Genomic DNA, 24,521 nt, shown 5'->3' with positions numbered 1-24,521 from the left:
AGCGGGCACAGTGCGGACGGTCTATCACGCGTTGCTTTCGGGAGTCTCCTTGGGCGGGACATTAGCCGCAACCGTTTCGTTCTTAAGCAACGTCGTCTCGACATCATTGAGCGTCGAGAATTGCGCGGGCGATCGGTCTTGCGCCGCGAAGTCGGTGGAAGAACTCGAACCCGGCATCCCGACTCGCGGTAGTGAAAGCGACCGCGCGAAAAACTGACGAAAAGACGGACCAGATAGGCGCCCGGTAATCCCCGTGAGCACAACTTCGCTGCCCACACCACAAGGGTGTGGACAGCCGCCTAACGGCGGTTCCAAAGTTGCACACACTTGAGACTGGCGCGCCGGCGCAGCCGGCTTGCCTTTGTTTATAAATTAAAACCTACTTGATGGCCAAAGCTGCTTGAGAGCGCTAGGCGCCTGAGATGTCATTGCGTGGTTATGTAATGAGTGGTGTGCCTACTGTTCATGTAAGGCGTAGTGGACCAACGCGCTCAGGCTTATATCGCTTTTCAGCGCCGATGAAGCGGCTACCGGGATTCTCGAACTGCCGGGGGGGCATTCTGGTACATCAACCGGGAACTGGCTCTGGCAATGCGAGAACTGCTAGGCGAAGCCCAAGAAGGGACGGTCGCAGCGATCGTCTCGCGTATTCTCAGTGAATCACCCTCGCTTTATCAGGAATACCCGGTCGAGGGTGTCGACTGGCGTCCGCAGGCGAGAGACCACCGGGTCTGGCTGCTGCTCACCGCGATGCGGCTTGCCGGCGTGCTGCCAGCTGACGGCCGCGCAGAACTGGACGCAATTGCGTCGCGTCACCCCTTTGGCTGCAGTGGCTGGAACAGAACCGCGCGATACGGTTTGAATGAGGGATTGCATGCGTCAGGGGGGGCCCGGGCCGGGGGTAAAGTCCGGTCTCGCTTAATCCTCTGGAACGCGCTGTTGTTGAGATGGGTCGGCCATCATGGCTCCCGCGGCCGCCGGGACTTTGACGGCCATGCCGTTTCCATATCACGGCCATAACCAGTGGGGTTCCGCGCTGCGCGGTGAACTTTCACTGTCCCACTGTCCAAAACACTCCTGAGGCAGCTATCGACGTCGCGCGAGCCTGACCGGCCGCCGAGGGTCGATATTGTTTGAAAAAGTCACCGCGCAGCTTTTTCAATTGGCTCGCAGGAAAACCGACCTTTCAGATCGGCGTACAAACCGCTCGCGAGCCCTAACCGCGCGTCACAGACGGTCAGCGACTTTTCAAACAGTATCGGTCGAAATGCGTCCGCCGCGCGACGGACGGTTGGCGCGCCCCACTTTTGCGATGCAGCAGAGAATGCCGACATCAACCGCAATATTCGGCTACCCGAATTTCAGCGCGCCACGGGGGCCGGCCATGCAGTCCACGAGAGACGAGAAGGGGACAGACTCAGCACGGAAATTCAGTGTTGCTCACCCATGAGTTGCTTGAAATCTCTCTAACCTTCTGATTTTGAATAAAATTCGTGATGAGTAACTTTTGGTCTAAAGCGAAACTTCAAGCTCGTCGAGAAACAGCACGCCCAGATGTGCGAGCGTGATCTCGCCAGGCTGCGGCGGGTTGCGTCCGCCGACCAGCGCCGCCGCGCTCGACGAATGGTGCGGCGCGCGAAACGGCCGCTGCCGCCACTGCGATGGCTTGAAGCCGATGCGGCTCGCCGACAGCAGCGCGGCGGAAGCGAGCGCTTCATCGTCGGTCATGGGCGGCATCAGGCCGGGCAGGCGCGCCGCGAGCATCGACTTGCCGGCGCCGGGCGGCCCGATCAACAGCACGTGATGGCCGCCGGCCGCCGCGACTTCGAGTGCGCGCCGAGCAGCGCGCTGGCCGATCACATCGGCCATGTCCGGCGCTGGAGCGGCGGCGTGCTCGTGGAGCTCGGGTGCGGCGACCGGGCTAAGACGCGCGTCCGGCGCGCCTGCGAGGTGCGCGCATAGCGACGGCAGATCGGCGGCGCCGTACACGTCGACCCCCGGCACCAGCGCCGCTTCGGCCGCGCTGGCGGCCGGCAGGTAAAGCTGTGGGGTGTGGAACGGCTGCGCGGTTATTTGATCGAGGAAGGCAGGCAACGCGGAACGCGTTTCAGATGATGCGTCGGCTTCTGCGCCGGCGGCGTCTGCGCTCGCCAGAGCGCCGCGCGCGGTACCGCATGCCATCGCGAACGCGCCGCGCATCGGCCGCAGCGCGCCGGTCAGCGACAACTCGCCGGCAAACTCGCGGTGGAGTAGCGATTCGGCTGGAATTTGCCCACTCGCGGCGAGGATGCCGAGTGCGATAGGCAGATCGAAACGACCGGATTCTTTCGGCAGGTCGGCGGGCGCGAGATTGACGGTGATGCGGCGGACCGGGAAGTCGAAACCGCAGTTCTGCAGCGCCGCTCGAACGCGCTCACGGCTCTCGCGCACTTCCAGGTCGGGCAGGCCGACGATCGAAAAGGACGGCAGTCCATTGGCGAGGTGAACCTCGACGGTCACTTCGGGCGCACGGCCAGCGGCCGGCGCGCGGCTGCGCACCACGGCAAGCGACATATTCCCTCCCGTCGGACAGCGCGCTCACTTCGCGCGCAAATCCCCTAAAACGCTGATGACGTCACGGCCCGCTTGCCGGTGATGTGCGGCACTGCGCAGCGCGAAGGCTGCTAGCAGCGCTTACGGCGTCTGCGTGAGCGGCAGCTTCTGTTCGAGCTCGGCGACGCGGCGCTCGAGTTCTTCGAGGCGCGCGCGCGTACGCACGAGCACTTGGGTCTGCGTATCGAATTCCTCGCGCGTGACCAGATCGAGCTTCGAGAAGCCCTGCGACAGCATTGCCTTGACGTTGCGTTCGACATCCTTGGCCGGCGAATTCTTGAACAGATCGCTGACGCGAGCCTGGAAGTCGTTAAAAACGTCGTTCGGTTGTTTCATCGTGTTCCCCTTGGTGCACAAAAATTGTGCATGTTTCATTGCGCCCGTCCTCCGTTGCGGCGAATGGGCGATCCTGGTGCGCGCGGCTCCTTCGCTGCCGCCGCCGCGTGAGCGCGTTTGGTGCGCGCCTCGCGTTCAGAACGTTCGGACACTCTAGCAACGATCCCCCCGCCGCGCCACCGCCGGCCGCGCCGCTGGCCGTTCGGACAAGGCCGTCTGGGCGCGCTGCGCCACCCGCGCGACGCGCGGTCTGACACAACATGGCATAGGAGTTGCTGTTACTGCCGCGCGCGCACTGCCAGGGCACTTTTACCGGAAGCGCAGGAGACCGCGGTCACGGATACGCAACGGGGCAGCAACGGTTCAGCAACAACTAGCGAGGATTTTATGAAACTCATTACCGCAATCATCAAGCCGTTCAAGCTGGATGAAGCGCGCGAAGCCCTGTCGGCGATCGGCGTATCGGGCATCACGGTGACCGAAGTCAAAGGCTTCGGGAGGCAGAAGGGCCACACCGAACTGTATCGGGGTGCTGAATACGTGGTCGATTTTCTGCCGAAGGTGAAGATCGAAGCAGCGGTATCGGACGACATCGTGGACCAGGCGATCGAGGCGCTCGAGCGCGCCGCGCGAACCGGCAAGATCGGCGACGGCAAGATCTTCGTCACGCCGATCGAGCAGGTGATTCGGATCCGCACCGGCGAGACCGGCGCGGACGCACTGTAAAAGACCAGAGCAAAGCGACACGGATCGCGACAAGAGGAAAACCAAGATGCGCAAACTCATGATGTCCCTGCTGATTGCCGGCTCGCTGCTCGCGGCCGGCGTCGGCACTGCCCTGGCGGACGACGCGTCCGCTCCCGCGGCCGCCTCCGCCCCCGACACGACCGCGAGCGCGCCGGCACCGGACGCCTCCGCAGCGGCCGCTGCCCCGGCTGCCTCGGCTCCCGCCGCCGATGCGTCCGCCGCGCCAGCCGCAAGCGCGCCGGCCGCCACCGACGCGTCGGCCGCCGCTGCCGCCGCGCCGGCAGCGCCGACCGCCCCGTTCTCGGTCGATTCATCGAAGATCAACTCCGGCGACACCGCGTGGATGCTGACCTCCACCGCGCTGGTGCTGTTCATGACGATTCCGGGCCTCGCGCTGTTCTACGGCGGCATGGTCCGCAAGAAGAACGTGCTCGCGACGCTGATGCAAAGCTTCGCGATCACCTGTCTGGTGACGATCGCCTGGACCGTGGTGGGCTACAGCCTCGCGTTCACGCCGGGCAACTCGTTCATCGGCGGCTTCTCGCGGGTGTTCATGACGGGCATGAACTACATCAAGGGCGATAAGGCCACGACGCTGACCGTCAGCCACCTCGCGCCGACGATCCCCGAGACGGTCTACTTCGTCTATCAGATGACCTTCGCGATCATCACGCCGGCGCTGATCACCGGTGCGTTCGCGGACCGCATGAAGTTCTCGGCGATGCTGGTGTTCATGACGCTGTGGTCGATCCTCGTCTACTCGCCGATCGCGCACATGGTGTGGGAACCGAGCGGCTGGCTGGCTACCGCGGGCATCCTCGACTTCGCGGGCGGCACGGTGGTGCACATCAACGCGGGTATCGCGGGGCTGGTCTGCTGTCTGGTGCTCGGCAAGCGCGTCGGCTACGGCAAGGAGGCGATGGCGCCGCACAACCTGACGCTGACGCTGATCGGTGGCGCGATGCTGTGGGTCGGCTGGTTCGGCTTCAACGCGGGTTCGGCGGTAGCGGCCGACGGCCGTGCCGGCTTCGCGATGTTCGCCACGCAGGTGGCGACCGCCGCGGCGGCGCTCGCATGGATGTTCGCCGAATGGGCGGCCAAGGGTAAGCCGTCGGTGCTCGGTATCGTGTCGGGCGCGGTCGCGGGTCTGGTGGCGGTGACGCCGGCGTCGGGCTTCGTCGGCACGGTCGGCGCGCTGGTGATCGGCATCGTCGCCGGTGTGGTCTGCTTCTGGTCGGCCACGTGGCTCAAGCACAAGCTCGGTTACGACGATTCGCTCGACGCGTTCGGCGTGCACTGCATCGGCGGGATCATCGGTGCCCTGCTGACCGGCGTGTTCGCGGTCAAGGATATCGGCGGCTTCGACGGCAACGTGATCCTGCAGGCGAAGGGCGTGCTGACGACCCTGATCTACAGCGGCGTGGTGAGCTTCGTGCTGCTGAAGATCATCGACATGGTGATCGGCATCCGCGTGACCGAAGAGCAGGAGCGCGAAGGCCTCGACGTGAGCCTGCACGGCGAGAAAGTCGAATAACGAAGAACCTGTTCCGCCGCGGGCCCGCGCTCCCGGGCTCCTCAGTCAGGAAAAAGTTAAGCGCAGCAAAGAGTTCGCCCGCCTTCATGGCGGGCTTTTTTCTTGCTGATCGGGTTGCGAACGGTAATTTTCCGCGCCTATCATCGAGATAGGGAGAATGCATTCGAGTCTGCTTGCGAATGGAGAAACCGTCCCCAAATGGACAAAGCATTTGCTCTACAATCTTTTTTCTCCAGTCTGCGAGTGATCAATGGTTCCGCACCTAGTTACGGCGTTAAACGGCCCGCTGCTCGACCTCGAGCGGAAGATCCTCGACGCCACGCCCGCTATCGAACGCTGGTTCCGGCTTGAATGGCAGGAGCACACGCCGCCGTTCTATTGTTCCGTCGATCTGCGTAACGCGGGCTTCAAGCTCGCGCCGGTCGACACCAACCTGTTTCCCGGCGCCTTCAACAATCTGCCGCAGGAAGTGCTGCCGCTCGCGGTGCAGGCCGCGATGGCGTCGATCGAAAAGATCTGCCCGGACGCGAAGAATCTGCTCGTGATTCCGGAGCGCCACACGCGCAACGCGTTCTACCTCGAAAACGTCGCCCGGCTCGCGTCGATCATGCGCCAGGCGGGCCTGAACGTACGCTTCGGCACGCTCGACGAAACCATCAACGGCCCGGTCACGATCGCGCTGTCCGACGGCCAGAAGCTCGTGCTCGAACCGCTCGAGCGCTCGCAGCGGCGCCTGGGGCTGAAGAACTTCGACCCGTGCTCGATTCTGCTGAACAACGACCTGTCCGGCGGCATTCCGCCCGTGCTCGAAAATCTGCACGAGCAGTACCTGCTGCCGCCGCTTCACGCGGGCTGGGCAGTACGCCGCAAGTCGACGCATTTCTCGTGTTATGACGACGTCGCGAAGAAGTTCGCGAAGATGGTCGAGATCGATCCGTGGATGATCAATCCATACTTCGCGCACGTCGAGGGCGTCGACTTCCAGCAGCGCACCGGCGAGGAAGCGCTGGCCGATGCGATTGACGGCGTGCTGAAGAAGATCGCGCGCAAGTATCGTGAGTACGGCATCTCCGAAAAACCGTATGTCGTGATCAAGTCCGATGCGGGCACTTACGGCATGGGCGTGATGACCGTGCACGACGCGTCGGAAGTCGCCGCGCTGACGAAGCGCGAGCGCACGCGCATGGCCGCGACCAAAGACGGCCTCGAAGTGCACGACGTGATCGTGCAGGAAGGCGTGTATACGTTCGAGCGCATCGGCGAGGAAGTCGCCGAGCCGGTCGTCTACATGATCGACCGCTATGTGGTGGGCGGCTTCTATCGCGTGCACGGCAGCCGCGAGCGCGACCAGAACCTGAACGCGCCGGGCATGCACTTCGTGCCGCTCGGCTTCGAGCACACGGCGCTGCCCGATGCGCACGCGAAGCCCGGCGCAGCGCCGCCGAACCGCTTCTATATGTATGGCGTCGTGGCGCGGCTCGGGTTGCTGGCCGCATCGGTCGAACTCGAAAAGACCGATCCCGAAGCGATCCAGGTCTAAACCACCTCGCGCGGCAGGATGGCGGCATGCGTGCCGCCATCGCCGTCTTCAAAGACTATATTGACGAACAATGTCACGCCCGTCAGGGCGCACCGGGACTTTCATGGACATTCTTTTCATCGCCGATCCGCTCAGCCAATTCAAGATTTACAAAGATTCGACCTACGCGATGATGGCCGAAGCGGCGCGCCGCGGTCACACGGTGTACACCTGCGAGCCGAAGCATCTGGCGTGGACGGGCGGCGATGTCGAGGCGAACGTGCAGCGCATTGCGATCACCGGCGATACCGCCGATCTGCATCGTGACGTCTGGTTCGCCGCCGATGCCGCCGCGCCGCGAGCGCTTGCAAGCTTCGGCGCGGTCGTGATGCGCAAAGACCCGCCGTTCGACATGGAATACGTGACGTCGACGTGGCTGCTCGAGCTGGCCGAGCGTGGCGGCGCGCGCGTCTTCAACAAGCCGCAGGCCATTCGCGATCATTCGGAGAAGCTCGCGATCGGCGAGTTCGCGCAGTTCGTCGCGCCGACGCTGGTCACGCGCGACCCGGCGCGTCTGCGCGCGTTCCACGAACAGCACGGCGACGTGATCCTGAAGCCGCTCGACGGCATGGGCGGCATGGGCGTGTTCCGCGTGAAGGCGGACGGTATGAACCTCGGCTCGATCGTCGAAATGCTGAGCCACGACGGCGCACGCTCGGTGATGGCGCAGAAATTCATCCCCGAGATCAAGGAGGGTGATAAGCGCATCCTGCTGATCGGCGGCGAAGCGGTGCCGTACTCGCTCGCGCGCATTCCTCAGGGAAATGAGGTGCGCGGCAACCTGGCGGCCGGTGGACTGGGTGTCGCGCGGCCGCTCAGCGAGCAGGATCGCAAGATTGCCGATACGCTCGCACCGGTGCTGGCGGCGCGCGGCTTGCTGTTGGTCGGACTCGATGCGATCGGCGACTGGCTCACCGAAGTCAACGTCACGAGCCCGACGTGTTTCCGCGAGATCATGGATCAGACCGGCTTCGACGTCGCCGCGATGTTCGTCGACGCGTTGGAGCGCGCGGTCGGCTGACGCGCCGACTCTAGCGGCCTTGATTGCCCGGCCGCACCCCCAATCTGGGTAGTAAATCCGCACCAGGCGCGCCGTCGGGATTAGCGCGAAAATGAGGCTGCTACAATGCCCGCTCGCCCGACGATGCATTCCCGCCCCCGCGACGCACGGCCGGTCCGGGGCGATGGCGAACCGGGCTCGAGTCCCGGTCCACGGTTTTGGGGCCGTTCTATTGCAGTAAGGCTGACATGGCAGGCATTCTGATCATTGCGCACGCTCCATTCGCCACCGCGTTGCGCGATTGCATTTCCCACATTTATGGCGGTTTGCCGGCGCGTATCGGCGTGATCGATGTGTCGCCGGATTGCGATCCCGCGCAGGTCGTCGCGTTCGCGAATTCGGAAGTCGCGCGGTTGAAGGAAGAGAATGGCGCGCTCGTGCTGACCGACATGTTCGGCGCGACACCGGCCAACATCGCGGGCCGGCTTGCCACTGAGCCGAATGTGCGCGTGCTGTGCGGCGTCAATCTGCCGATGCTGGTGCGTGCGGTCTGCTATCGCGCGACGCCGCTCGACACGCTCGTCGACAAGGCGCTCGCCGGCGCGACCAAGGGCGTGCACGCGATCGGACCGGCGACGCCGGAACCGGTCGCGGCGGCAGCCTGCCCGGTCGATTGCCTGCCGGCGCTGCCGCCCGACGCGGCGCCCGCTGACTGTGTTCCCGCGTTGCCGGCGGATGCCGATCTGACGCAGAAGCCGGACGCGCCCGGCCTGTAACTCGGGCTGGTTCGTAGGCAGGCTTCGACGGATTCAAGCGGTATCGCAACGGCGCCTGGCGCATTGCAGCCGCTTTGCAGTTTCACTTTTCACCATTTCATTCACCCGCGCTTCGGACCATCACATGCTGCAACAAGAAACGACAATTGTGAACAAGCTGGGGCTGCACGCGCGCGCGTCGGCCAAGTTGACGCAACTCGCGGGCAACTACCAGGCGGAAATCTGGATGAGCCGCAATGGCCGCCGTATCAACGCGAAGAGCATCATGGGCGTGATGATGCTAGCCGCGGGTATTGGCAGTACCGTGCTGATCGAAACGGAAGGTACCGACGAACAGGAAGCGATGGACGCGCTGTTGAAACTGATCGCCGATAAATTTGGCGAAGGTCAATAACGCCGCGCGCTTTGCGTTCGCCAAACCCAAAAATGCCGCGGCTCAGTCCGCGGTTTTTTTTTCGCCGCCGACATTTGAATATCGGAAGAGGCCCGCTGTTAATCGACATTAAGGGTTGTAGAAGCGGCGCGAAAGCCGCAGGGAAGAATGCGTGAGGCGACATGGGGCGGCATGCGCGCATGGCGACACGCGTTTTCAATGTTTAAACCATATATTTTTGCGCGACGCGTATAGAGCGAAGTTTGGTCGGATATGAGGCACCTGATTGCGATAATTCGTGCTGCGCTGCACACACCGCCGACGTACTTCAAAAAGGCGCGGAATTTATAATGCCAGGTACAGTCTGAGAGCATTGCAGCGGTTTGCCGCGGCATTACACAACTAGAGGAGGTGCGCGTGTCATTCACGCTGCATGGAATTCCCGTGTCACGCGGTATCGCCATCGGGCGGGCCTATCTGATCGCCCCGGCAGCACTCGACGTAGACCACTATCTGATCGAACCCGCCCAGATCGAAGGGGAGGTCGGGCGCTTTCGCGCGGCCCAGCAACGCGTACATGAAGAACTCAACGTGCTGCGCGCCGATCTCGCCGCGGATGCCCCCAGTGAAGTGGGCGCGTTCATCGACGTTCACACGATGATTCTGAACGACGTGATGCTCGTTCAGGAAACCATCGACCTGATCCGCACGCGCCGCTACAACGTCGAGTGGGCGTTGACCGAACAGCTCGAAAGACTCTCGCGCCATTTCGACGATATCGAAGACGAATACCTGCGCGAACGCAAAGCCGACATCGAACAGGTCGTCGAGCGCGTGCTGAAGGCGCTCGCGGGTGCACCGGGCATCGTCGACAACGTGCATGGCGCGTGCGATGAAATGATCGTCGTCGCGCACGACATCGCGCCGGCCGACATGATGCAGTTCAAGACGCAGACCTTCCAGGGCTTCGTCACCGATCTCGGCGGACGCACGTCGCATACCGCGATCGTCGCGCGCAGCCTCGGCATTCCGGCCGCGGTCGGCGTGCAGCATGCGAGCGCGCTGATCCGCCAGGACGATCTGATCATTGTCGACGGCGACCACGGCATAGTGATCGTCGACCCCGCGCCGATCGTGCTCGAGGAATACTCGTATCGGCAAAGCGAGAAGGAGCTCGAGCAGCGCAAGCTGCAACGGCTCAAGTTCTCGCCGACGCAAACGCTGTGCGGCACGCGCATCGAACTGTGCGCGAACATCGAGCTGCCGGACGATGCGCGCGCGGCAATCGAATCGGGCGCGACCGGCGTGGGTCTGTTTCGCACCGAGTTCCTGTTCATGAATCACAAGGACCGGATGGCCGAAGAGGAGGAGCAGTTCAGCGCGTATCGTCGCGCGGTCGAGCTGATGAACGGCTTGCCGGTCACGATCCGCACGATCGACGTCGGCGCCGACAAACCGCTCGATTCGATGGCCGGCGGCGACGGCTACGAGACCGCCGTGAATCCGGCGCTCGGTTTGCGCGCAATTCGCTGGAGCCTGTCCGAGCCGCAGATGTTCCTCACGCAGCTGCGCGCGATCCTGCGCGCGTCGGCGTTCGGCAAGGTGAAGATCCTGATCCCGATGCTCGCGCACGCGCAGGAAATCGACCAGACGCTCGATCTGATCCGCGAAGCCAAGCGCCAACTCGACGACGCGGGCATTGCTTACGATCCGAACGTGCAGGTCGGCGCGATGATCGAGATTCCGGCCGCCGCGATCGCGTTGCCGCTGTTTCTGAAGCGGCTCGATTTCCTGTCGATCGGCACCAACGATCTGATCCAGTACACGCTCGCGATCGATCGCGCGGACAACGCGGTCGCGCATCTGTACGACCCGCTGCATCCGGCCGTGCTGCATCTGATCGCGTTCACGCTGCGCGAAGCGAAGCGTGCGGGCGTACCGGTGTCGGTGTGCGGTGAGATGGCGGGCGATCCGGCGTTGACGCGTCTGTTGCTCGGCATGGGTCTGACCGAGTTTTCGATGCATCCGAGCCAACTGCTCGAGGTCAAGCAGGAGGTGCTGCGCTCGCATCTGAAGACGCTCGAAAAGCCCGTGGCCGACGTGCTGGCTTCGTTCGAGCCGGAAGAGGTGCAGGCGGCGCTCAAGCGGGTCGCGCTGGTGTGAATCCGACGCGCTCGCTCGCGCCCGTTGAACGAAAAACGCCGCATATGCGGCGTTTTTCTATTGCGGCGTCAATCGAGCGGGCAGCGGGGAACCCCCTCAAGAGCCGTGCACGTGGCCGCACACCGGGCAATCCGGCTGACGTCCGATGCGCATCGTGTTCCATTCCATCCGCAGAGAATCGAGCATCGTCAGGCGGCCCACGAGCGGCGTGCCGATTGCGCCGATCACCTTCAGCGCTTCGGCCGCCTGCATCGAACCGATGATGCCGACCGTCGGCGCGAACACGCCCATCGTCGAGCAGGCGACTTCCTCGAACGGCTGGTCTTCGGGAAACACGCATGCGTAGCATGGCGACGCTTCGTCGCGGAAATCGAAAGTGCTGATCTGGCCGTCGAAGCGCAGCGCCGCGCCCGACACGAGCGGCACGCGATGCTGGACGCACGCGCGGTTGATCGCGTGACGCGTCGCGAAGTTGTCGGTGCAATCGAGCACGACGCTCGCGTGCGGCACCTCGCGATCGAGCCATGCATCGTCGACGCGCTCGGCCACCGCGTTGATGACGACCTCGGGATTGATCTGCGCGAGCGTGTCGCGCCCGGACTCGACCTTGCTGCGCCCAACCGACGCGCTGACGTGCAGGATCTGGCGCTGCAGATTGGTCAGGTCGACGGTATCGGCATCGACGAGCGTCAGACGGCCGACGCCCGCCGCCGCGAGATACATTGCGGCCGGCGAACCGAGTCCGCCCGCGCCGACGATGATCGCGTGGGCATCGATAAAACGCTGCTGCGCCTCGATGCCGATTTCGTCGACGAGGATATGGCGGGAGTAGCGAAGGAGTTGATCGTCATTCATGGCGGGCGCGTGGGGTGTGTCGCAATGTCGCGGTGTCGCGCAACGAGAGGCTGGCCGAGGGGCCGCGGCGCGCATTCGTGGCTGTTATTTTAATCGCGCGGGAAGGGTGGCTGCTGCGGCTTGCCGTGAGACGCCGCCGGTTGAGCGGCGGCTTGTGCTGAAACTGCTGCGGCGTGTCTTCGCAGACTATCGTGCTGCGAAGACACGCGCGGGCTGGCTGCTTATTGGCCAGCTTATTTGCCGGCTTACTTGCCAGCAGGAGCCGGTGTCGAAGCCGGAGCCGGTCCCGATGCGCCCGGCACCGGTTGCGTCGGCTTCACCGCGACCGGCGCGGAGGCCGACGTGCCCGGCTTGTTCTGCGCGAGACGGCGTTCCATCAGCGACTTCGATTCCTGAACCGGCTTGCCTTCGAGCTTGCCGACCGCCTGTTGCAGCATGAAGTCGTCGTTCGAACCGAACTCGACCGGCTTGCGTTCGCGTTCCTTCTGACGCTGTTCCGGCGTCTTCTTGTCGTTCTGCTCTTCGAGCTGACGAAGCTGCTCCATGCGCTCCGACTCGCGTTGCTCGGCTTCCTTCTTCTCGTTCGGATCCTGCGTGTTCGCAAGGTGATTCGAGTAGTCGACTTCGCGGGTGACGAGCGCGTCGTCCGGATCACCGTCCGCGTATTGATCGACCGGAAGGTCGGGGCGGATGCCCTTGTTCTGGATCGAACGGCCGCTCGGCGTGTAGTAATACGCGGTGGTCAGGCGCAGCGCGGTGTCCGCCGTCATCGGGCGTACGGTCTGCACTGAACCCTTACCGAACGTGGTCTTGCCGAGAATCAGCGCGCGGTGCTGATCCTGCAGCGCGCCCGCGACGATTTCCGATGCCGACGCCGAGTACGCGTTGGTCAGCACGATCATCGGCACGGTCTTGAAGATGGCCGGGACGTCTTTCAGCGGATCGCTGTCGAACGATTGCAGACGGTAGTTATCGTAGGTGTCACGATAGATCTGCTTCGAATCCGGAATCTGGCCGTTGGTCGACACCACCACCGAATTCGGCGGCAGGAATGCGCCCGCGACGCCGACCGCGCTTTGCAGCAGACCGCCGCCGTTGTTGCGCAGGTCGAGGATGAGGCCCTTCAGGTTCGGCTCCTGGCGCGCCAGATCCTGCAGCTTGGCCGCGAGATCGGGCGTGGTGCGTTCTTGGAAGCTCGTGATGCGCACGTACGCGAAGCCCGGCGCAACGATCTTGCCCTTCACCGACTGCACCTTGATGAGCGCGCGCGTGACGGTCAGCGGGAACGTGCGGTCGTCGGTCTTGCGGAAGATGGTCAGCGTGACCTTGGTGCCCGGCTCGCCGCGCATCTGCTTGACCGCCTGGTCGAGCGTCATGCCGCGTACGGGCTTGTCGTTGATGCGCGTGATCAGGTCGCCCGGACGGATGCCGGCGCGGAACGCGGGCGTGTCTTCGATAGGCGAAATCACCTTGATCAGGCCGTCTTCCGACGAAATTTCGATGCCGAGGCCCGCGAAGCGGCCCTTGGTCTGCTCCTGCAGCTCTTCGTAATCGGTCTTGTCGAGGTACGACGAGTGCGGGTCGAGGCTCGACACCATGCCCTTGATCGCGGCGGTGAGGAGCTTCTTGTCGTCGACCGGTTCGACGTATTCGTGCTTGATCTGCCCGAACACTTCGGCGAAGAGCCTGAGCTGGTCTAGCGGCAGCGGGGCGACCGCGGCGCTAGCGGGTTGCTGGGCCGAGGCGGAGAATTGCAGGGTGGCAAGGACACCGGTAGCAAGGCCCGCGGCAATCAGGCCGATATTTTTCAGGTTCTTTCGCATAGAGTCTGTTGCGGTCGGAAGCGCGTGGCAGCGTCGATTAAGATTGGACGGACAAGTATAACTGCACACCCGCCTGGTCAGGGCGCGGTGCAGGCAATCGTGCTTCGACAGTACGGGAAGGTCCTGGTTCTTGCGAGCCGGTCCGCGAATGGCAGGCCGTACGATACGCCGCGCGGCGCAATACAGTATTTCCTGCCGGGCCGGTTGTCTCCGTGCGGCCCCGCGCCTTCCCGTGGCGTGGGGTCGCGGCGGCAAACGCTCGATCAGCCCGCCTTGCCCTGGCTTGCGACCGCGGCTTGCGCCTTCGCGATCGCGTCCTGGTCGCCGAGATAGTAGTGCTTGATCGGCTTCAGATCCTCGTCGAGTTCATAGACGAGCGGCACACCGTTCGGGATGTTCAGGCCGACGATGTCGTTATCCGAGATGTTGTCGAGATACTTGACCAGCGCGCGGATCGAGTTGCCGTGCGCGGCGATCAGGATGCTGCGGCCCGACTTGATGGCCGGCGCAATCGACTCGTTCCACAGCGGCAGCACGCGCGCGACCGTGTCTTTCAGGCACTCGGTCAGCGGCAGTTGCTCGCGCGGCACCTTGGAGTAGCGCGGATCGGTGTACGGCGCGCGCTCGTCGGTCGGCTCGAGCGCGGGCGGCGGCGTGTCGTAGCTGCGACGCCAGACCAGCACTTGTTCGTCGCCGAACTTGGCGGCCGTTTCGGCCTTGTTCAGACCCGACAGCGCGCCGTAGTGGCGTTCGTTCAGGCGCCACGAATGCACGACGGGCAGGTACATCAGGTCCATCTTGTCCTGCACGTGCCACAGGGTGCGGATCGCGCGCTTGAGCACCGACGTGTAGGCGATGTCGAACGTGTACCCCGATTCCTTGAGCAGCACGCCCGCCTGCTGCGCCTCGAGGTTGCCCTGCTCGGTGAGGTCGACGTCGACCCAGCCGGTAAAGCGGTTTTCCTTGTTCCACGTCGATTCGCCGTGGCGGATGAGAACGAGTTTGTACATGTGAGTTGCCGGTCGGTAGTGAGGAAGCGGTCTCGCGCTGTGCGGCGCCTTCGGCGGCGCATCGCCATCGCGTCAAACGGTTATTTTATAATGCTCGGGTTGACCTTTTCGATTTCTCTCTTTCCGGCGGATCTTCCGTGAAGTTTTTCACCGAATACACAAACCTTGTCCTGATCGCAATCGTCCTTATCTCCGGTGGGTTGCTGCTGTGGCCGACCATCAGTCGGCGTGGACGTGGCGGCCTGTCGGCCGCTGAAGCCACCCAACTGATCAACCGGCGCAACGCGGCGGTCATCGATCTGCGGTCGTCCGCCGATTACGCCAAGGGGCACCTGCCCTCGGCACGGCATTTCGAATTCGCGGAGTTGCAGGCGAAAGTTGCGCAACTCGCGAAGAACAAGAGCAACCCGGTGCTGCTGGTATGCCAGACCGGCCAGCAGTCGAACAAGGCTGCGCGTATCGTGCAGGAAGCGGGATACGCGGAAGTCCATGTTCTCGAGGGCGGCGTCGACGCCTGGCAGAAAGCCGGTATGCCGGTTGTGAAACAAGGAGCAGCCAAGTGAACAAAGTGATCATGTACAGCACCCAGGTGTGCCCGTATTGCCAGATGGCCGAGCGTCTTTTAAAGTCGCGCGGCGTCGAGCACGTTGAGAAAGTACTGATCGATAAAGACCCGGCCCGTCGTGAGGAGATGATGACCCGGACCGGTCGTCGCACGGTGCCGCAGGTGTTCATCGGCGAGACGCATGTCGGCGGCTATGATGACCTTTCCGCGCTCGATCGCGCGGGCGGTCTGACGCCGCTGCTCGAAGCAGCCTGAGTTCGCGCGTTTCGCGCCGCGCGAGCGGGCGGACCACTCGTAAGCCGGCGCGTGCGCGCTCCTCGTGGAGCCGGCGAGCCGGCGCAATAATCTGGCGGCCCATGCGTGCATCGGCCGCCGCCACGCATACCTATCAGGAATCACCATCATGTCCGACGAGAATAACCAGCCGTTCTTCAACATCCAGCGCATCTATCTGAAGGACATGTCGCTCGAGCAGCCGAATTCGCCGGCAATCTTCCTCGAGCAGGAAATGCCGTCGGTCGAAGTCGAAGTCGACGTGAAGGCCGAGCGCCTCGCAGAATCCGTGTTCGAAATCCTCGTGACGGGCACGGTTACGGCCAAGGTGTCGGACAAGGTCGCGTTCCTGATCGAAGCGAAGCAGGCCGGCATTTTTGACATTCGCAACATTCCTGCCGAACAGATCGATCCGCTCGTTGGCATCGCCTGCCCGACCATCCTGTTCCCGTACCTGCGTTCCAACATCGCCGACGCGATCACCCGCGCCGGTTTCCCGCCGATCCACCTCGCCGAGATCAACTTCCAGGCGCTGTACGAGCAGCGTCTCGCGCAAATGAGCGCGGCCCAGCAGGGCGACGGCGCGGCGCAAAGCGGCGTCACGCATTAAGGCGCCGCAGGCAGTGCCGGCTATGAAGGTCGCCGTTCTCGGCGCTGGCGCCTGGGGCACCGCCCTCGCCGGCCATCTGGCCTTAAGGCACGACACGGTGTTGTGGGCGCGCGAGTCCGCGCTCATCACCGAGCTTTCCACTTCGCACGAAAACGCCCGCTATCTGGCGGGCGTCGCGTTGCCGCCCGCGCTTCGCTACGAAGCGGATCTCGGTGCGGCGCTCGATCACGCGCTCGCCGACGCTGCGCTGTGCGTGGTCGCAACTCCCGTGGCTGGCCTGCGCGGTCTGTTGCGCGCGATGCGCGATGCCGGCAAGGTGCCCGCGCATATCGTGTGGCTGTGCAAGGGTTTCGAGGCGGATTCGCAGTTGTTGCCGCATCAGGCGGTCGCGGCGGAATTGCCCGAGCATGCGAGCAACGGCGTATTGTCCGGGCCGAGCTTCGCGCGCGAAGTCGGGCAGGGACTGCCGGTTGCGTTGACGATTGCGAGTTCGTCGGCGGCGTGCCGCGAACGCACGGTCGCGGCGTTCCATCACGGCGCGATGCGCATCTATACCGGCGACGACGTCGTCGGCGTTGAAGTTGGGGGCGCGGTGAAAAACGTGCTCGCCATCGCGACGGGCATCGCCGATGGCCTCGGCCTCGGCCTCAATGCACGCGCGGCGCTGATCACCCGCGGACTCGCCGAAATGTCGCGTCTTGGCGTGACGCTTGGTGGGCGCGCGGAAACCTTTACCGGGCTGACCGGGCTCGGCGATCTGATTCTGACCGCGACCGGTGATCTATCGCGCAACCGCACCGTGGGCCTGCAGCTCGCCACCGGCCGCACGCTCGACGACATCCTCGGCGGCCTCGGTCATGTGGCCGAAGGCGTGCGCTGCGCGAAGGCGGTCCTGTCGATCGCGCGCGCCCACGCAATCGAAATGCCGATCACCCAAGCGGTCTGCGCGGTGCTGTTCGACGGCGTGGCGCCGCGCGATGCGGTCAGCGCGCTGCTGCGGCGCGATTCGAAGGCCGAATAAAGTCTTTTCTTTCAGCCGTTTAGCGCATATTCGCGTTGAACGGCTGCCTCACCTGGCTGTCCACTTCGTTATCGAGACTCGGGTCAGCGAGGTTTCCATGCCCACCTTCAATCTCAGTCACGGCACGTGCACGCTCGAAGCGCGCGTGGTCGATATCACGACGCTCGCCGTCGATGCGATCGTCAATGCCGCGAATACTTCGCTGCTCGGCGGCGGCGGCGTGGATGGCGCGATTCATCGCGCGGCCGGCAAGGAGTTGCTGCGCGAATGCGAAACGCTCGGCGGCTGCGCGACCGGCGACGCCAAAATCACCGCCGGCTATCGGCTGCCCGCGAAGCATGTGATCCATGCGGTCGGTCCAGTGTGGCGCGGCGGCGCGCATGGCGAAGCCGACCTGCTCGCATCGTGCTATCAGCGCTCGCTCGAAGTCGCGCGCGAGAAGCAGTGCACGAGCATCGCGTTTCCCGCGATCAGTTGCGGCATCTACCGTTTCCCCGCCGACGATGCGGTCAGCATCGCGGTCGGAACCGTGCTCGACACATTGCCGCGCACACCCCACGTGAAGCACGTGACGTTCGCGTGCTTCGACGACGCGATGTTCGCGCGCTACGCGGTCGAGCTCGAACGCCGTCAGGCGCCGCCCTCGAAGCCGGCCTGACGCCACGCTTCGAACACCACGACCGCCACCGTATTCGACAGATTCAGACTGCGATTGCCAGGACGCATCGGCAGACGCACGCGCTGTTCGTTCGCAAAGCGCTCGAGCACCGTGTCGGGCAGGCCGCGCGTTTCGGCGCCGAACACGAACCAGTCGCCCGGTTGAAACGCGTGGTCGTGAAAGCGCCCCGAGCCGCGCGTGGTGAACGCGAACATGCGCGACGGGTCGGGTGTTTCTTTGACGATGAACGCGTCCCAATCGGCGTGCACGTTCATTTCCGCGTACTCGTGATAGTCGAGGCCGGCGCGCCGCATCTTGGTGTCGTCGAGAGGGAAGCCGAGCGGCTCGATCAGATGCAGCCGGGCGCCGGTATTCGCGCACAGGCGAATCACGTTGCCGGTGTTGGGCGGAATTTCGGGTTCTACGAGAACGACGTTGAACATAAGGGGACCACGTAAAAGCTAGTTTTTCGGAGTGCGCAGCGCGACGAAGTTCGTGACCCGCCGCGCGCCGGCGTCCTTCAGCGTGTGCGCGAGCGCTTCGAGCGTCGCGCCGCTCGTCATCACGTCGTCGACGATGCCGACGTGCAGGCCGCGCACCGGGCGCGCGACCCGAAACGCGCGGCCGACGTTGTGCCGACGCGCATCGAGATCGAGGCGCGATTGCGGCGCGGTGTTTTGCGTTCGTTCGAGCAGCGTCGCATCGCTGCGCACGCCGAGCGCCCGGGCGAGCGGCCGCGCGATCTGCCAGGCCTGGTTATAGCCGCGCTCGGCCAGCCGGCGACCGGCGAGCGGGACTGGTGCAATCACATCGGGCCGCTCGGCCGCGTCATGCCAGTTGTCCTGAGCAAGCCGCTCGAGACGTTGCGCGAAATCGCGCGCAAGCATCAGCCGGGCGCGGAATTTCAGGCCGACCGCCAGGGTATCCAGCGGCGCGCGATAGTCGGCGAGCGCGAAGCTGGCGTCGAACGGCGGCGGCTCGGCCGCGCAATCCGCGCAGCGATACCGCGCCTGAGCGGCCCAGCGTGACGCCGGCAACGGCACCGCGCAAACGGTGCAGCGCAGGCGGTTCTCGTTCCAGTAGGCCGCGTCGCACCCGTCGCACAACGTCTTATGCGACATATTGCCGCATAACGCGCACAGGTTCGGCAGCGCGACGTTCAAAGCGCGCGGCCATGCCGAATGCAGACCGCGCGCAAAACGCGCGACCTGATTTCGACACGACGAAGAAAAAGACTGGAATCGCACGAGTGAGTGCCGCTGAATGCCGTTCACGCTGAATGGTGGGGAACGAACGAGTATACTTCGAGCTCACGCCAGCACGACACACATGTCCCCAACATCCGCTCAATCTGGCCGTCCGGCCTACGATTCACGGCGCCTCAGGCGTATTTTCGACCGTCGCGCCGCTTCTTTCGACGAGGTTGCATTCCTGCCGCGCGAGATCGCGCAGCGCATGCGCGAGCGTCTCGATTACATCAAGGTGGCGCCCTCGAGCGTGCTCGATGCCGGTTGCGGCGCGGGCGAAGACATCCCCGCATTGCGCGCGCGCTTTCCCGAGGCGCCGGTGTTCGGCGCCGACCTGTCGCACGGCATGCTGCGCCGCGCGCTGCGTCACGATGCCGGCGACACGAGTTGGCGGCGCTTTCTTCCCGCCTCGCTCGGCAAGGCGCTCGGCGCGCGTGGCCCGCGCTTCGCGCAAGCCGATTTCTCCGCGCTGCCGTTCGCGGCCGGCGCATTCGAATTCATCTGGTCCAACCTTGCGCTGCACTGGCACTCGCGGCCCGATCTGGTCTTTCCCGAATGGCAGCGGGTGTTGAAGGTCAACGGCCTGCTGATGTTCAGCACGCTCGGCCCCGACACGCTAAAGGAATTGCGCGGCGCCTACGCCGAGATCGAGGCCGCGCACGGCGTCGCGTCGCGCAAGCATGTGATCGACTTCGTCGACATGCATGATCTCGGCGACATGCTCGTCGAGGCCGGCTTCGAGATCCCGGTGATGGACCAGGAGACGCTGACGATCACCTACAAGTCGCCCGAGTCGCTGCTCGCGGACGTGCGCCGCTGGGGCGCATACCCGTTCGAGCGCGATGCGCATGACGGCGCGCTTGCGCGTCGGTTGCACAAAGCCCTGCTCGCCGCGCTCGAAGCGCGCCGGCGCGCCGACGGCACGATCGCGCTGACCTTCGAGGTGATCTACGGACACGCATGGAAAGCCGTGCCGCGCACCACGGCCGAAGGACATGGCATCGTGCGGCTCGAGGACATCGGACGAGGTCCGGGCAAGCGTGGGTAGCAGATTGCGGCGCGGTCATCAACTGCTTGCCGACGGTGCGATTGACGTGTTGCAAAAGCGGTAAAGAGGACATCCGTTATGCCTGGGATTTGCCCTTCGAAAGAGCCGCAAAATGCCGGGCAAAATGGCGCGAAGGCTTGTCGCGCCGGGCTTGCGGGCCGATCGGGGCTTGCTTGTCGATGCTATGGATCGCGCCTATAATGCGTCAGTTTGTCGCCCGACGTTCCCACATTTGGGGTGGCAAGCCCGAGGCGCAGGGCTGCAAAATGAAGTGATGCAGTAGGGGTTGTCGCCGTCGCGAGTGATGCTGTAAACAGTGACACGAGCGGCGGCCGCGAAATGCATCCGGAAGTAAAAGGAGGCAGGCCGGACGCGACGATTCGCAGGAGGCAGCGATGGGCGCATCAGATCATCTGCTGGCGGATTCAGAGCCGGTCCTCAGGGACTGGACCATGAAGCGCAACTGTTCGATATCGCCGCGGCAGTTCGTCTGTCTGTACGTGTCGCTTGCGTTGTTCTCGTTGGCAATTGCATTCATGCTGGTTCTGGTCGGTGCCTGGCTGGTGTTGCCGTTCACCGGAATCGAGTTGCTGGCGGTAGGTATCGCGTTTGCAATATATGCGCGTCATGCTGTCGATTACGAGCGCATCCGGTTGTTTCCGAACCGGCTCGTGATCGAGCAGGTCAGCGCCGAGCAGATTACGCAGTTCGAATTCAATCCGCGCTGGGTGCGGATAGAGCCGGGCGCAACGCCGCGCGATCTGATCAAGCTGGTCTCGCGCGGGCAGACGATCATGATCGGGCAACATCTCGCGCAAAATCGGCGCGCGCAGTTCGCAGGCGAACTGCGTATGTGGCTGGCACGTTGTTAGATGGTGCCGGACGCGCGGCGTTCAAGGGGGCGCGACACGCTGCCAGCGGGGTCGAGGGGTTTGAATGGAAAATTTGGGTAAGGAAGCTATGAAAACAATCAAGCGAGCGCTCATGAGCGTGCTGGCGACGAGCGGACTGCTTTTCGCCGGTGCCGCCCTGGCAGTGGGCGATGCTCCGGGCGGCCCTGCCGTCAACGCGATCAATCTCCAGCCGCCTGCATCGCGAATCGCTCAGGAGCTGTTCGACCTCCACATGTTCATGCTGCTCCTTTGCACCGTGATTTTCGTCGGTGTATTCGGTGTGATGTTCTATTCGATCTTCGCGCACCGCAAATCGAAGGGCCACCAGGCAGCCAATTTCCACGAAAGTACCACCGTCGAAATCATCTGGACGATCGTGCCGTTCATCATCGTCGTGTTGATGGCGCTGCCCGCCACCAAGGCCGTCGTCGCGATGAAGGACACCTCGAACGCCGACCTCACGATCAAAGTCACCGGCTACCAGTGGAAGTGGGGCTACGACTACGTGAAGGGTCCGGGCGAGGGCATCGGTTTCCTGTCCACGCTCGCCACGCCGCGCGCGCAAACCGAAGGCCGCGAGCCGATCTCCACGCTGTATCTGCAGGAGGTCGACAACCCGCTCGTGGTGCCGGTCAACAAGAAAATCCGCATCATCACCACCGCCAACGACGTGGTCCACTCCTGGTACGTGCCGGCCTTCGGCGTGAAGCAGGACGCGATCCCCGGCTTCGTGCGCGACACGTGGTTCAAGGCTGACCGCACCGGCACGTTCCGCGGCTTTTGTACTGAGCTGTGCGGCAAGGAACACGCGTTCATGCCGGTCGTCGTCGAAGTTCTGTCTGACGACGACTACGCCAAGTGGGTCGACACTGAGAAGAAGAAAATGGCCGCCGGCCAGGACGATCCGAACAAGACCTACGCGATGGCCGAGCTGATGGAGCGCGGCGGCAAGGTCTACGCGGCGAACTGCGCAGTCTGCCACCAGCCGACCGGCAAGGGCGCGGGCGCATTCCCGGCGCTCGACGGCAGCAAGATCGCCAACGGTCCGATCGGTCAGCACGTGAGCCTCGTGCTGAAGGGCAAGAACGCGATGCCTTCGTGGGCGCCGACGCTGAACGACGTCGAAATCGCTTCGGTGATCACGTACGAACGTAACTCCTGGGGCAACCACACGGGCGACATCCTGCAGCCGAAGCAGGTCACCGACGCGCGCAACGGCAAGCTGCCCGAAGGCGGCAACCATCTGGCCGAGGCGGGTGCCGCGGCAAGCGGCGCGGCGGCGGCATCGGGTGCGGAAGCGGCTTCGGCGCCGGCTGAAGCGTCGGGCACTGACGCAGGCGCGACGGCTGCCAATAGCGCCGAGGCCACTCTGCCGGCGAGCGTCTACTTTGAGACCGGCAAGAGCACGCTGCCGGCCGACGCGAAAGCGGCGGTCGACGCGGCCGCGGCCTACGCGAAAGCGCATCCGGACGCGAAATTCACGCTGTCGGGCTTCACCGACGCAACCGGCTCCGCCGACGTCAACGCGAAGCTCGCGAAGAGTCGTGCCGAGGCCGTTCGCGACGCACTGAAAGCAGCCGGCATTGCCGAAGACCATATTATTTTGAAGAAGCCGGAGACGATCACCGGCGGCACCGACGCGAAGGAAGCCCGGCGCGTTCAGATCAGCCCGGCAGCCTGACGTGTTCATGGTCAGCACCGCAGAATTCGCTTTAGGAGATATTCATGTCTAGCATCGGACACGATGTAGTCGCGGGCCACGAGCACGTGCACGGCGACCATGCCCACGAAACGCCGCACGGCTGGCGCCGTTGGCTGTTCGCCACCAACCACAAGGACATCGGTACGCTGTACCTGATCTTCTCGTTCACCATGTTCCTGTCCGGGGGCGTGATGGCGCTGATGATCCGTGCCGAACTGTTCGAGCCGGGCCTGCAGATCATGCGTCCTGAGTTCTTCAACCAGTTGACCACCATGCACGGGCTGATCATGGTGTTCGGCGCGATCATGCCGGCGTTCGTCGGCTTCGCGAACTGGATGGTGCCGCTGCAGATCGGCGCATCGGACATGGCTTTCGCGCGGATGAACAACTTCAGCTTCTGGCTGCTGCCGGTCGCGGCGGTCCTGCTGGTCGGCTCGTTCTTCTCGCCGGGCGGCGCGACCGCCGCGGGCTGGACGCTGTACGCACCGCTGTCCACGCAGATGGGCCCGGGCATGGATTTCGCGATTTTCGCGGTCCACCTGATGGGCGCGTCGTCGATCATGGGCGGTATCAACATCGTCGTGACGATCCTGAACATGCGCGCACCCGGCCTCACGCTGATGAAGATGCCGATGTTCGTCTGGACGTGGCTGATCACCGCGTACCTGCTGATCGCGGTGATGCCGGTTCTCGCGGGCGCGATCACGATGGTGCTGTTCGACCGTCACTTCGGCACGTCGTTCTTCAATGCGGCAGGCGGCGGCGACCCGGTCATGTACCAGCACATCTTCTGGTTCTTCGGCCACCCCGAGGTGTACATCATGATCTTGCCGGCGTTCGGGATCGTCTCGCAGGTGATTCCGGCGTTCTCGCGCAAGCCGCTGTTCGGCTATAGCTCGATGGTGTACGCAACCGCGTCGATCGCGATCCTGTCGTTCATGGTCTGGGCGCACCACATGTTCGTGACCGGCATGCCGGTGACGGGCCAGCTGTTCTTCATGTACGCGACGATGCTGATCGCGGTGCCGACCGGCGTGAAGGTGTTCAACTGGGTCGCGACGATGTGGCGCGGTGCGCTGTCGTTCGAAACGCCAATGCTGTTCGCGGTGGGCTTCCTGATCGTGTTCACGTTCGGTGGCCTGTCGGGTCTGATGCTCGCGATGGCACCACTCGACATCCAGTATCACGGCACTTATTTCGTGGTCGCGCACTTCCACTACGTGCTGGTGGCGGGGTCACTGTTCGCGCTGTTCTCCGGGTGGTACTACTGGGCACCGAAGTGGACCGGCTGGATGTACAACGAAACGCGCGGCAAGATCCACTTCTGGGCGTCGATGTTCTTCTTCAACCTCGCGTTCCTGCCGATGCACTTCGTCGGTCTCGCGGGCATGCCGCGTCGCTATGCGGACTACCCGGCACAGTTCACCGACTGGAACCAGGTGATCTCGATCGGCGCATTCGGCTTCGGTTTGTCGCAGGTCTACTTCCTGTTCGCGGTGGCGCTGCCGGCTTACCGTGGTGGCGGTGAGCTCGTCGAAGCGGGCGATAAGCCGTGGGACGGCGCAACGGGCCTCGAGTGGACCGTGCCGAGCCCGGCTCCGTTCCACACGTTCGAGCATCCGCCTACCGTCGAATAAGCGTCATCCGGCGAAGTGCCGGGTTCCGGCGGCGCGACACATGCCGCTACCGGGACTGGGCGCTTCGCGAGGCGGCTGC

At 64.0% G+C, this 24,521-nt stretch carries 22 protein-coding genes and 1 pseudogene; 16 read left to right on the top strand and 7 right to left on the bottom strand.

Translation table 11 applies throughout. The features are described 5' to 3' along the window. Positions 1-1,527: 1,527 nt before the first annotated feature. Positions 1,528-2,553: pseudogene (locus VSR82_RS13815) on the bottom strand (YifB family Mg chelatase-like AAA ATPase); the annotation flags it as partial. Positions 2,554-2,673: 120 nt separating this feature from the next. Further along, positions 2,674-2,928, bottom strand: coding sequence for an accessory factor UbiK family protein (locus VSR82_RS13810; RefSeq protein WP_026228952.1), 255 nt, complete (start codon positions 2,926-2,928; stop codon positions 2,674-2,676). 387 nt (positions 2,929-3,315) lie between these two features. Here VSR82_RS13810 and VSR82_RS13805 point away from each other — a divergent pair, with 387 nt between their 5' ends. The 7 genes from VSR82_RS13805 to ptsP all read left to right on the top strand — a co-directional run bounded on the left by VSR82_RS13805 (position 3,316) and on the right by ptsP (position 11,100). After that, positions 3,316-3,654 (top strand): P-II family nitrogen regulator, encoded by a 339-nt coding sequence (locus tag VSR82_RS13805; RefSeq protein ID WP_006048089.1) that lies wholly within the window; start codon positions 3,316-3,318, stop codon positions 3,652-3,654. A gap of 46 nt (positions 3,655-3,700) precedes the next feature. Next, positions 3,701-5,209 carry an ammonium transporter gene (locus VSR82_RS13800; RefSeq protein ID WP_429461061.1) on the top strand — a complete coding sequence of 503 codons (1,509 nt, stop codon included), beginning with the start codon at positions 3,701-3,703 and terminating at the stop codon, positions 5,207-5,209. 250 nt (positions 5,210-5,459) lie between these two features. Further along, positions 5,460-6,749, top strand: coding sequence for a glutamate--cysteine ligase (gene gshA / locus VSR82_RS13795; RefSeq protein WP_018434736.1), 1,290 nt, complete (start codon positions 5,460-5,462; stop codon positions 6,747-6,749). Positions 6,750-6,852: 103 nt separating this feature from the next. Then, a complete protein-coding gene (gshB, locus tag VSR82_RS13790) occupies positions 6,853-7,809 on the top strand; it encodes a glutathione synthase (RefSeq protein ID WP_368587207.1) in 957 nt (318 codons plus the stop codon). Positions 7,810-8,036: 227 nt separating this feature from the next. Then, on the top strand, positions 8,037-8,564 hold the full coding sequence (locus VSR82_RS13785; RefSeq protein WP_368587208.1) for a PTS sugar transporter subunit IIA: 528 nt from the start codon (positions 8,037-8,039) through the stop codon (positions 8,562-8,564). Positions 8,565-8,688: 124 nt separating this feature from the next. Further along, positions 8,689-8,958, top strand: a complete 270-nt coding sequence (locus VSR82_RS13780; RefSeq protein WP_013088266.1) for an HPr family phosphocarrier protein — start codon at positions 8,689-8,691, stop codon at positions 8,956-8,958. Positions 8,959-9,354: 396 nt separating this feature from the next. After that, entirely contained in the window at positions 9,355-11,100 is a 1,746-nt protein-coding gene (ptsP, locus tag VSR82_RS13775; RefSeq protein WP_368587209.1) for a phosphoenolpyruvate--protein phosphotransferase, read from the top strand. A gap of 96 nt (positions 11,101-11,196) precedes the next feature. Here ptsP and VSR82_RS13770 read toward each other — a convergent pair whose 3' ends face one another. The 3 genes from VSR82_RS13770 to gpmA all read right to left on the bottom strand — a co-directional run bounded on the left by VSR82_RS13770 (position 11,197) and on the right by gpmA (position 14,788). Next, entirely contained in the window at positions 11,197-11,955 is a 759-nt protein-coding gene (locus VSR82_RS13770) for a HesA/MoeB/ThiF family protein (protein ID WP_368587210.1), read from the bottom strand. A 245-nt stretch (positions 11,956-12,200) separates the two neighbouring features. Next, positions 12,201-13,778: a S41 family peptidase gene (locus VSR82_RS13765; protein WP_368587211.1), complete on the bottom strand. Its 1,578-nt coding sequence runs from the start codon at positions 13,776-13,778 to the stop codon at positions 12,201-12,203. Between the two features lie 263 nt (positions 13,779-14,041). Next, complete coding sequence (gene gpmA / locus VSR82_RS13760) at positions 14,042-14,788, bottom strand: 2,3-diphosphoglycerate-dependent phosphoglycerate mutase (RefSeq protein WP_429461058.1); 747 nt, start codon at positions 14,786-14,788, stop codon at positions 14,042-14,044. 137 nt (positions 14,789-14,925) lie between these two features. Here gpmA and VSR82_RS13755 point away from each other — a divergent pair, with 137 nt between their 5' ends. The 5 genes from VSR82_RS13755 (at position 14,926) to VSR82_RS13735 (ending at position 17,915) form a co-directional block, all read left to right on the top strand. Beyond that, positions 14,926-15,351: a rhodanese-like domain-containing protein gene (locus tag VSR82_RS13755; protein ID WP_368587213.1), complete on the top strand. Its 426-nt coding sequence runs from the start codon at positions 14,926-14,928 to the stop codon at positions 15,349-15,351. Beyond that, positions 15,348-15,608 carry a glutaredoxin 3 gene (gene grxC, locus VSR82_RS13750; protein WP_013088272.1) on the top strand — a complete coding sequence of 87 codons (261 nt, stop codon included), beginning with the start codon at positions 15,348-15,350 and terminating at the stop codon, positions 15,606-15,608. The genes VSR82_RS13755 and grxC overlap by 4 nt, the downstream gene beginning before the upstream one ends. A gap of 148 nt (positions 15,609-15,756) precedes the next feature. Beyond that, the gene (gene secB, locus VSR82_RS13745; RefSeq protein ID WP_176109659.1) at positions 15,757-16,236 is read left to right on the top strand and encodes a protein-export chaperone SecB; all 480 of its coding nucleotides are present in this window, start codon (positions 15,757-15,759) and stop codon (positions 16,234-16,236) included. A gap of 22 nt (positions 16,237-16,258) precedes the next feature. After that, a complete protein-coding gene (locus VSR82_RS13740; protein ID WP_498857741.1) occupies positions 16,259-17,257 on the top strand; it encodes an NAD(P)H-dependent glycerol-3-phosphate dehydrogenase in 999 nt (332 codons plus the stop codon). Between the two features lie 97 nt (positions 17,258-17,354). After that, entirely contained in the window at positions 17,355-17,915 is a 561-nt protein-coding gene (locus VSR82_RS13735) for an O-acetyl-ADP-ribose deacetylase (protein ID WP_410848205.1), read from the top strand. Here the strand turns inward: VSR82_RS13735 and trmL are convergent. Together trmL and VSR82_RS13725 are read right to left on the bottom strand one after the other, a co-directional pair. Then, the gene (gene trmL / locus VSR82_RS13730) at positions 17,888-18,358 is read right to left on the bottom strand and encodes a tRNA (uridine(34)/cytosine(34)/5-carboxymethylaminomethyluridine(34)-2'-O)-methyltransferase TrmL (protein ID WP_429461053.1); all 471 of its coding nucleotides are present in this window, start codon (positions 18,356-18,358) and stop codon (positions 17,888-17,890) included. The genes VSR82_RS13735 and trmL overlap by 28 nt on opposite strands. Before the next feature lie 18 nt (positions 18,359-18,376). Further along, positions 18,377-19,162: a phosphoribosyltransferase family protein gene (locus VSR82_RS13725; RefSeq protein ID WP_498857740.1), complete on the bottom strand. Its 786-nt coding sequence runs from the start codon at positions 19,160-19,162 to the stop codon at positions 18,377-18,379. A gap of 82 nt (positions 19,163-19,244) precedes the next feature. Here VSR82_RS13725 and VSR82_RS13720 point away from each other — a divergent pair, with 82 nt between their 5' ends. The 4 genes from VSR82_RS13720 to ctaD all read left to right on the top strand — a co-directional run bounded on the left by VSR82_RS13720 (position 19,245) and on the right by ctaD (position 24,442). After that, the gene (locus VSR82_RS13720) at positions 19,245-20,210 is read left to right on the top strand and encodes a methyltransferase domain-containing protein (protein WP_429461049.1); all 966 of its coding nucleotides are present in this window, start codon (positions 19,245-19,247) and stop codon (positions 20,208-20,210) included. A gap of 395 nt (positions 20,211-20,605) precedes the next feature. Beyond that, on the top strand, positions 20,606-21,082 hold the full coding sequence (locus tag VSR82_RS13715; protein ID WP_368587219.1) for a DUF2244 domain-containing protein: 477 nt from the start codon (positions 20,606-20,608) through the stop codon (positions 21,080-21,082). 64 nt (positions 21,083-21,146) lie between these two features. Then, positions 21,147-22,784, top strand: a complete 1,638-nt coding sequence (gene coxB / locus VSR82_RS13710; protein ID WP_410848201.1) for a cytochrome c oxidase subunit II — start codon at positions 21,147-21,149, stop codon at positions 22,782-22,784. 44 nt (positions 22,785-22,828) lie between these two features. After that, positions 22,829-24,442 (top strand): cytochrome c oxidase subunit I, encoded by a 1,614-nt coding sequence (ctaD, locus tag VSR82_RS13705; protein ID WP_368587221.1) that lies wholly within the window; start codon positions 22,829-22,831, stop codon positions 24,440-24,442. The last annotated feature ends 79 nt before the right edge of the window (positions 24,443-24,521 follow it).

Source organism: Burkholderia sp. JPY481, from assembly GCF_038900515.1.
Classification (GTDB): domain Bacteria; phylum Pseudomonadota; class Gammaproteobacteria; order Burkholderiales; family Burkholderiaceae; genus Paraburkholderia; species Paraburkholderia youngii.
This window is presented reverse-complemented; position numbering and strand designations above follow the sequence as displayed.

What these genes read in the sequence shown, in the direction of transcription:
- VSR82_RS13810 (WP_026228952.1), bottom strand. Translation starts at nt 2,928, where the DNA reads ATGAAACAACCGAACGACGTTTTTAACGACTTCCAGGCTCGCGTCAGC.
- VSR82_RS13805 (WP_006048089.1), top strand. Translation starts at nt 3,316, where the DNA reads ATGAAACTCATTACCGCAATCATCAAGCCGTTCAAGCTGGATGAAGCG.
- VSR82_RS13800 (WP_429461061.1), top strand. Translation starts at nt 3,701, where the DNA reads ATGCGCAAACTCATGATGTCCCTGCTGATTGCCGGCTCGCTGCTCGCG.
- gshA (WP_018434736.1), top strand. Translation starts at nt 5,460, where the DNA reads ATGGTTCCGCACCTAGTTACGGCGTTAAACGGCCCGCTGCTCGACCTC.
- gshB (WP_368587207.1), top strand. Translation starts at nt 6,853, where the DNA reads ATGGACATTCTTTTCATCGCCGATCCGCTCAGCCAATTCAAGATTTAC.
- VSR82_RS13785 (WP_368587208.1), top strand. Translation starts at nt 8,037, where the DNA reads ATGGCAGGCATTCTGATCATTGCGCACGCTCCATTCGCCACCGCGTTG.
- VSR82_RS13780 (WP_013088266.1), top strand. Translation starts at nt 8,689, where the DNA reads ATGCTGCAACAAGAAACGACAATTGTGAACAAGCTGGGGCTGCACGCG.
- VSR82_RS13770 (WP_368587210.1), bottom strand. Translation starts at nt 11,955, where the DNA reads ATGAATGACGATCAACTCCTTCGCTACTCCCGCCATATCCTCGTCGAC.
- VSR82_RS13765 (WP_368587211.1), bottom strand. Translation starts at nt 13,778, where the DNA reads ATGCGAAAGAACCTGAAAAATATCGGCCTGATTGCCGCGGGCCTTGCT.
- gpmA (WP_429461058.1), bottom strand. Translation starts at nt 14,788, where the DNA reads ATGTACAAACTCGTTCTCATCCGCCACGGCGAATCGACGTGGAACAAG.
- secB (WP_176109659.1), top strand. Translation starts at nt 15,757, where the DNA reads ATGTCCGACGAGAATAACCAGCCGTTCTTCAACATCCAGCGCATCTAT.
- VSR82_RS13740 (WP_498857741.1), top strand. Translation starts at nt 16,259, where the DNA reads ATGAAGGTCGCCGTTCTCGGCGCTGGCGCCTGGGGCACCGCCCTCGCC.
- VSR82_RS13735 (WP_410848205.1), top strand. Translation starts at nt 17,355, where the DNA reads ATGCCCACCTTCAATCTCAGTCACGGCACGTGCACGCTCGAAGCGCGC.
- trmL (WP_429461053.1), bottom strand. Translation starts at nt 18,358, where the DNA reads ATGTTCAACGTCGTTCTCGTAGAACCCGAAATTCCGCCCAACACCGGC.
- VSR82_RS13720 (WP_429461049.1), top strand. Translation starts at nt 19,245, where the DNA reads ATGTCCCCAACATCCGCTCAATCTGGCCGTCCGGCCTACGATTCACGG.
- VSR82_RS13715 (WP_368587219.1), top strand. Translation starts at nt 20,606, where the DNA reads ATGGGCGCATCAGATCATCTGCTGGCGGATTCAGAGCCGGTCCTCAGG.
- coxB (WP_410848201.1), top strand. Translation starts at nt 21,147, where the DNA reads ATGGAAAATTTGGGTAAGGAAGCTATGAAAACAATCAAGCGAGCGCTC.
- ctaD (WP_368587221.1), top strand. Translation starts at nt 22,829, where the DNA reads ATGTCTAGCATCGGACACGATGTAGTCGCGGGCCACGAGCACGTGCAC.